Source organism: Nodularia sp. LEGE 04288, assembly GCF_963896525.1.
Taxonomy (GTDB): Bacteria; Cyanobacteriota; Cyanobacteriia; order Cyanobacteriales; family Nostocaceae; genus Nodularia.
The window spans coordinates 19739-27242 of sequence record NZ_CAWQOY010000157.1 but is presented as its reverse complement, the minus strand read 5'-3'; the positions used below and the strand labels follow the sequence as shown (position 1 = coordinate 27242).

Annotated in this window: 5 protein-coding genes; all 5 read right to left on the bottom strand. The window is 42.1% G+C overall.

Translation table 11 applies throughout. The annotated features are described in order from the left end of the window. Positions 1-70: 70 nt before the first annotated feature. Complete coding sequence (locus tag AACX33_RS22935; protein WP_193998653.1) at positions 71-649, bottom strand: Npun_F5749 family FMN-dependent PPOX-type flavoprotein; 579 nt, start codon at positions 647-649, stop codon at positions 71-73. A 12-nt stretch (positions 650-661) separates the two neighbouring features. After that, positions 662-2824, bottom strand: a complete 2163-nt coding sequence (locus AACX33_RS22930; RefSeq protein WP_193998654.1) for a DEAD/DEAH box helicase — start codon at positions 2822-2824, stop codon at positions 662-664. A 95-nt stretch (positions 2825-2919) separates the two neighbouring features. Then, positions 2920-4134 (bottom strand): M20 family metallopeptidase, encoded by a 1215-nt coding sequence (locus tag AACX33_RS22925; RefSeq protein ID WP_193998655.1) that lies wholly within the window; start codon positions 4132-4134, stop codon positions 2920-2922. Between the two features lie 346 nt (positions 4135-4480). Then, a complete protein-coding gene (gene bioD / locus AACX33_RS22920; protein ID WP_193998656.1) occupies positions 4481-5155 on the bottom strand; it encodes a dethiobiotin synthase in 675 nt (224 codons plus the stop codon). A gap of 59 nt (positions 5156-5214) precedes the next feature. Beyond that, positions 5215-6909 (bottom strand): serine/threonine-protein kinase, encoded by a 1695-nt coding sequence (locus AACX33_RS22915; RefSeq protein WP_193998657.1) that lies wholly within the window; start codon positions 6907-6909, stop codon positions 5215-5217. Positions 6910-7504: the final 595 nt, after the last annotated feature.

Here is a 7504-nt window from a genome sequence, read left to right as displayed (position 1 = left end):
GAGCAGGGAGCAGGGGAGAATAAACTTCCCAATGAACAATGACTAATGACCAATGACCAATGACCAATGATTAAGGATTAATTTCCGCGCTAGACCATTCTTGCTGCTCATTGCGGTAGTAGATTCGGCGATTTTGTGGTTCACCCCGCAATTCTAAATGGTCTACCTGTAAAGGTTCGAGTAGTAGTAGACAAAAATTTGGCACTGGCTGGGCGGGATTAGGTGGTGATGGCTCAAAGGCTTCTGGCTCATCTACTCTGGGTTTACCAGGATGAGGCCAAGCAAATTGTAACCGCGCTGCATCACTTAATTCTTGCCAAATTTTGATTCGCGCTGGTTGGAGGAGAGGGTGAGAATCATCTATTAAACTTAAGCAACCAGAAAGCCGAAATTGTTCTCGCGTGTTGGGGAAATACCAACAAATTTCTGCCCAAGGTTGTTTTTGTATTTGGTCAACTTTATCACTACGGGCATCAGTAATAAATTTTAACTGGTTGCTATCTTCCAGAAAACCCCGAAAAACAACGGTACGATTAGCAGGGCGATTATTTTCCCCCACTGTTGCTAGTTGTAGGTAACGGGCGTAAACAAGGCTACGATTACGATGCAGCGCACGAGCGATCGCGCTTCGCCAAGGAGCAATGGACATTATTCTAATTACCTACCACAGTAAAATTTGTTTTTTAACTTCTATAATATCTAAGTAATCTTCCGTAAACGCTTTTCTTAACAGGGAATGGGGGATAAATTGATCATATTTTTGCAATTCTGGAGCTTCTGCGGAACTGACTAAATGTTCTGCGGTAATTCTTTGTTCACACAATGAAACAAGTTCTGTTTGCAGAAGTTTAAATTTATCTTTACCTAATTTGATTGTTAAATAATAGGGATTCACCCCACCAATACTGTTAATTTCTAATGATTCTCGACAAAAGGAATTAAGCAACCTTTCCAAAGTCCGGTAAGCCACTGTACCCATCCAAGGAAAGATACAACATTTGCCTTTTTCCAATTGTAAAATATTTTGTTTATCTAATCCAGCATTTCGGATGATTTGCCGAACTAATTTTAAACGTTCTTGAGCATTCTTTTGTAAATAACTATATTCTAAATCTTCTAGTAATACTTGCCGCATTCTTTGCAAAACTCTGGTGTGAATACTACCACTACCACCACGCCAATAAATAGTAGCTTTACCTGCTACTTGCTTCACTAAAATTACCTTTTTTTTAAAGTCAACTTCTAAAACTTCCCAAGTTCTACCTGCTAAGGCGAATTGATTACCCACAGGGGTTGGTATGGCAATACTGCCAATTTCCGTTGTTCCTTGCTTGACCGCATATTCTTGAATATCAGCAAAAACAGCATAAAACTGAAATTTCCCGACTATCTTTTCTCCTGCTAAACCAATAATTAATTTACCTTGTTCTGTTTTATGAATGTGGTCTATATCAATTAAATAGTGTAATAATGACTTAAAATCTGCTGAAGAAATAGCCGCAAAGGGTGATAAATTTAAAATTTGTTTAGCTAAAGCCGCAGGTGTAATTTCTCCTGTTGCTGCTAAAATGCTCATTGTCTGATGATATAGCAAACTCAAAGGATATTTAATCGGTTCTATCGGTTCAATCCAACGTTCTTCTAAATAAAGTTGAATAATGGCAATACATTGTAAAAGTTGCCAAGGAATTTGTTCGGGTAAAGGTGCTTCAGATAATGGTTGATTTTCCCCACAAATCAAGCGCATATCAGCAGCTTCACCTCTCCGACCACTGCGTCCTAAACGTTGTAAAAAACTAGCAACAGACAAAGGTGATTCTAACTGAATGACTCGCTCTAAATGACCAATATCTATGCCTAATTCTAAAGTGAGAGTAGCCGCAGTCACCGCCGGATTGTCAGGTTCGCGTATGGCATTTTCCGCAGCTTGGCGTAAGCTAGCAGATATACTGCCATGATGTACGTGATAGATGTCTGGTAATGCTTGTGCTTTAGCAATTCGGCGTAAGGATGCAATTACTGATTCAGTTTGCGTGCGATTGTTCGCGAAAATTAAGCATTTACGAGATTTGCTGAGGTTAAAAATATATTTCTCGTAAGCTGTGGCTTCTGATTCATCGATTTCACTCTCAAGATAAAAGTGTTCTACAGCCAGTTTAATTTGGCGTTTTTCTGCGGTGATATCCGGAGTAATTACTGACTTGTCAGTTCCAGAACGTAACCACTCTTCAGCCATTGCATAATTACCCAGGGTGGCTGATAAACCAATGCGACGGGGTTGGGTTTTTGTCAAATTGGCTAAACGCTGTAATTGACAAATAATTTGACAACCACGTTCAGAACCCATAAAGGAATGGATTTCATCAATGATCACAAATCGTAAATCACCAAATAAGCGCATCAAATCATTATTCTTGTTAATTAACAAGCTTTCTAAAGATTCTGGCGTAATTTGCAGAATACCTTGGGGATTCTTGATCAGTTTATTTTTACGACTTTGTGCTACATCACCATGCCAGTGCCACACGGGTATATCTGCTGTTTTCAGCAAGTCGTTGAGGCGTTCAAATTGGTCATTAATTAAAGCTTTGATCGGTCCAATATATAATACACCGATAGTATTGGCTGGTTTTTCATGTAAGAGCGTCAAAACTGGTAAAAATGCAGCTTCTGTTTTTCCCGCCGCAGTTGCAGCCGCAATTAACAAATGAGCATCAGTGTTAAATATAACGTCACTAGCTGCTAATTGTACTGGTCGTAATTCAGTCCAGTTGTGATGGTAGATGTATTCTTGGATGAAGGGTGCAAGTTTGGAAAAAGTCATTAGTCATTAAATTTACATAAAAACACTCTCAAACTCTTATTTCTCTGTGTCCTCTGCGGTATGCGCTACGCGCACGCTCCGCGAACGTATACTCATCAGTTCAAAAATTTTTCTACACTGCGAACAAACATTTCCACACCCATTGCTAAGGCGGTTTCATCAAAATCAAATCGGGGATGATGATGGGGATAGGCTAAATCTTTCTCAGGATTGGCAGATCCCAAAAAGAAATAACAACCAGGAACTTCTTGTAAGAAGAATGACATATCCTCACCTCCCATAGTTTGGCATTCTGGGACAATACCCATAGGAGTTTCGATGACTTCTTCTGCTACTGATCTCACTAATTCCGCTATACGCGCATCATTTATGACTGGTGGATAAAGACTCCAGTATTCTAAGTCATATTTTGCACCATGACTTTGACAAACTCCGGCGATAATTTGCTCAACTCGCTGGTTAAAAAATCCTTTGAAATTAGGGTTAAAATACCTGATAGTCCCACTCATACGGGCTTTATCAGCAATGATATTCAGCTTCGTTCCGGCGTGAAGTTCGCCGACGGTTACCACGGCTGAATCAATGGGGTTAACGTTACGCGCCACAATGGTTTGTAGGGCATTGACAATTTGGGCGGCAACGACGATAGAATCAATGGTTTGATGCGGCATAGCACCATGTCCACCTTTACCCAAAATGGTGCAGTTAAAGCATTCTACAGATGCCATTAACGCCCCAGCCCGGACACCGACTGTTCCTAATGGCAAATTATTCCATAGATGTAACCCGATAATTGCATCCACATCGGGGTTTTTTAGTACCCCAGATGCAATCATGGGTTGTGCGCCGCCTGGCCCTTCTTCTGCTGGCTGAAAGATCATTTTCACCGTACCACTAAAGTTGTGCCGATGCTTGTGAAGATAGTAAGCTGTACCAAGTGCGATCGCAGTATGTCCATCATGTCCACAAGCGTGCATCACTCCATCATGTTGTGATTTATAAGGAACCTGATTCAGTTCTTGAATTGGCAAAGCATCCATATCAGCCCGAATCGCCAACACTTTTTCCGAACCGGGTTTATTTCCCTTGATAATAGCCACAATACCAGTTTGAGCTATACCAGTTTCATGTTCAATTCCCCATGCTTGCAACTGGCTAGAGACTAACTCAGCCGTGAGTTTTTCTTTAAACCCCAACTCTGGTTTTTGATGCAGTCGCCGCCGCCACTCTACCAATCGCGGTTGTAACGAGCGAATTTCCAGACGAACGCGAGATAAATCGACAGAAGAGTTGGGAAAAGTGGAAACCATGATCAAAACAAGCTCGTTTCAGTAACAGCTAACTGAGGATATTTTCCAAGTTTAATCGTTCTCAAAGAGTTCAGCGTGGATATTTCATGCCTGTTTTTTGAGGAATGCGGATTTAATCCAATACACTAACCTCACCCCCAACCCCTCTCCTTAGCAAGGCTAGCGTGTACACACAAGTGATCGAATCGCCCCCTAACCCCCAATTATGGAGGAACAAGAATTTTCAAAGTCCCCCAAACTTGGGGGATTTAGGGGGCAGAACAGGCTCAAACGCAGACAGATAAGACTTGTGTGTACGCCGTAGCCTTGCTAAGGAGAGGGGAGACTTTGCGAGTCAAAGGCTATATTAGCTTAATCTTTCCCAATCCAGATTTGATGCGACTTGCGCGAGTTTATCCAAATCTTCCACATTATCCAAATAAGGCAAACAACCTAAAACTGGCGTATGAGTCAGCGATTGAATCAAATCCGATGGTGTCCAGTCGGCGATTTCCGCATCTGTCCGGGGTTGTACACAATTCAGCACAATACCTTTGAGATTCACCTTTGATTGCCTAGCCAATGCCACATTTGCCACGGCTTGAGCGATCGCACCTAATCTGACTGGTACTACCAATACCGTAGGTAAACGCCAGTCTCCCGCCAAATCAGCCACTGTCAACTCATCAGTGATCGGTGAACCTAAACCACCCAAGGCTTCTACCAACAAGAAGTCACGCTGCGATCGCAACTTAGAAAAAGCTTGCCACACCACAGCTAAATCCACGCTACGATTTTCCTTAGCGGCGGCGATGGGAGGGGCTAGGGGTGCATCAAAATACAAAGGTGTAATTTCCTCAGCCGATTGCTCTAAAGAAAATAACTTTTGATATAATTCGCGATCGCCTATCCCCGATTGAATTGGTTTCATAATTCCCCAGCTACGCTGCGGATAATATTTTTGCCAATAGGCTGCCAAGGCTGTTGTTAAAACAGTTTTTCCAGCCTCCGTATCAGTACCAGTAATCAGTAATGTGTTCAACAATCTATTCGGTGATTACTTTTTAAGTATACATATCAATTGTAATACATCCTAGACACTTATAACTCTGGTGTGCTATCAGTCGGGGCATTATTTTCCGCGCCAAAGTCTGGTCTAGGTATGGGCGGTGGTGTGAGTGTTGGTGTGGTCAGTGGAATTTCTGTTGGTGTGGGAATAGGAATAGGAATGGGAGTTTCTATTGGCGTTTCCGTTGGCGTTGGTGTTGGGATGACTGGGTTTTCTAACACAACATCGAGACTGTAATCGCTTGCGGCAATTTCTGGTTCTGGAGTCAACTGAATAATATATCTCCCAGTCATCGGCAATATTCCCTCATAGGTTGTTACTTGCTGGGCATTAGGAGCAATTGGTTCTTGATTGACATCTAAAACCGTGAGCAAAATGCCATTTCCTTGGTTAATAAATGCCGTTAACTTGGCTCCTTCTTCCCCAAAAAATGTGTACTGAATGATTTGATTTTCTTTGATAGTGTCTTCAACTGTGGTTGTGTCAGATGCGGCAAATATCAGCCGTCTACTAAATATTACAGGTTCAACACGGATGGGTGTGGGTTCTGGTGTAAGTTCTGGCGTGGTTTCTGGCGTGGGTTCTGGTGTGGGTGTTTCCTCGCCAGTCACAACTGGTGAAGGGAAAGTTTGTGGTGGCGTTACATCTGGTGGTTGATTTGACTGATTGCGGATAGAACTTACCAAAGCCCAAGAACCAACTCCCGCTAAAATTACTACGGCACTACCAATAGCACCCAGCGCCAATGGACTATCTAAAATTGAGTTAGACCGACTGGGTATAATCACTTGCTCAGGTTTGCGCGGTGCAACGGGCTGTGGTACTGAGTCGGGGGGACGACCGACAGCGATTGTTTGGAATTGGGAGACTTCTGGAGTCGGAATACGGGGTTTTTCCAGAATCTGTAATGCTTGAATGACATCAGCCGCACTATGGTAGCGATCGCCTGCATGACTACTTAACATCTGATTCAGAACTTGGGCAAATTGTGCATTCACCTTGACCCACTGTTGCCAATTCCAAGTGAGTTGAGTGACATCAAATAAATCAGTTGGTTCTTTCCCCGTCAACAAAACTATCCCTGTAACCGCTAGTGCATACAAATCACTATGAGGGTAAGCTTTTCCTGTTTGCATTTGTTCAGTGGGAGCAAAGCCTAATTTACCCACGCTAGTGATTGGCGTTGTGCTATCTGGAAACTGTAAACGCGTTGCTAGTTCTGTCACCAGTCCGAAGTCAATTAACACTGGCTGGCGATCGCCATCGCGCAAAATAATATTTTCCGGTGAGATATCCCGGTGAATAATCCCTCGACCATGAATATGCTCTAAAACTGGCAGCAAAGAGCGAATCAACTGCAATACTTCTGCCTCAGTGAAAGTTTGACCAGCCGCAAGACGTTCACTCAGCAGAGTCCGGTAAGCTTTACCTGCAACATAGTCCTCAACTAAAAATAAGCGTTGGTCTTGTGCAAATCTTTCGCGAAATTTCGGCACTTGTGAATGTTCTATTTGATATAAAATTGCAGCTTCTTGCTGGAAAAGAGCTTGTGCTTTCTCCCAAGCTTCAGCCTCCGTGGCAGAAATCAATTCCTTAATCGCGCAAAGTTCGTGAAAGCGCCGCTGATCTTCCGCCAAATAGGTACTACCAAATCCCCCTTGTCCGAGAATTTGGATGATCCGATAACGGTTTTGCAGGATAGAACCAACTGTAATGGGTGCTTGCATGATTAGTTAAATGTAATAGCAACTGGGGAAGAAATAACTGACAAAGATCAGTCCATCAGAAAATTAATAAATTCCGTGTTAGTACGTGCTAAGTAAGTATTTGAAGACTTATTTAACTCTATTTTTCCACTCTTTTATCAGTAAGGATGTGTGAAAAATGGCAAAAATTGACGGTGAGGGCAATTGACTAACTACCTGCGGAGGATTAATTTCAGCGTTTTTTGTGGCTTTCTTATTCAAGAGCAGTAACGTGAAAACCACCATGTAGAAATAGCATCCGCCCTCAACCATCACAACTCACGCGAGCTAAATTCGCCACCCCCAAGAATTTTTTGGGTGATTTACTATCAAAAATATAGTCTGCTAGTTTATAATTTTGCAGCTAGTATCATAGAGTGTTGACTAAATGTGCAACTTTCCTTGAGGAATTTATCCGCCAGTGTTGCTACTGTTTCTGTCCCAACAATGGTTTGTTCACCAAAAGGACTACAACATGAGCCAAAAATAATTATATTGAGAAATGTTTAAAGTTTGGATGAAAGCTTTAAAAAAACTCACAGATGTTTTTTTAGCCCATTTCAGTTAAATCTACTAA

Bases quoted from the DNA above. Each gene is read 5' to 3' on its own strand.
- AACX33_RS22935 (WP_193998653.1), bottom strand. From the start codon at position 649: ATGTCCATTGCTCCTTGGCGAAGCGCGATCGCTCGTGCGCTGCATCGT.
- AACX33_RS22915 (WP_193998657.1), bottom strand. From the start codon at position 6,909: ATGCAAGCACCCATTACAGTTGGTTCTATCCTGCAAAACCGTTATCGG.
- AACX33_RS22930 (WP_193998654.1), bottom strand. From the start codon at position 2,824: ATGACTTTTTCCAAACTTGCACCCTTCATCCAAGAATACATCTACCAT.
- AACX33_RS22925 (WP_193998655.1), bottom strand. From the start codon at position 4,134: ATGGTTTCCACTTTTCCCAACTCTTCTGTCGATTTATCTCGCGTTCGT.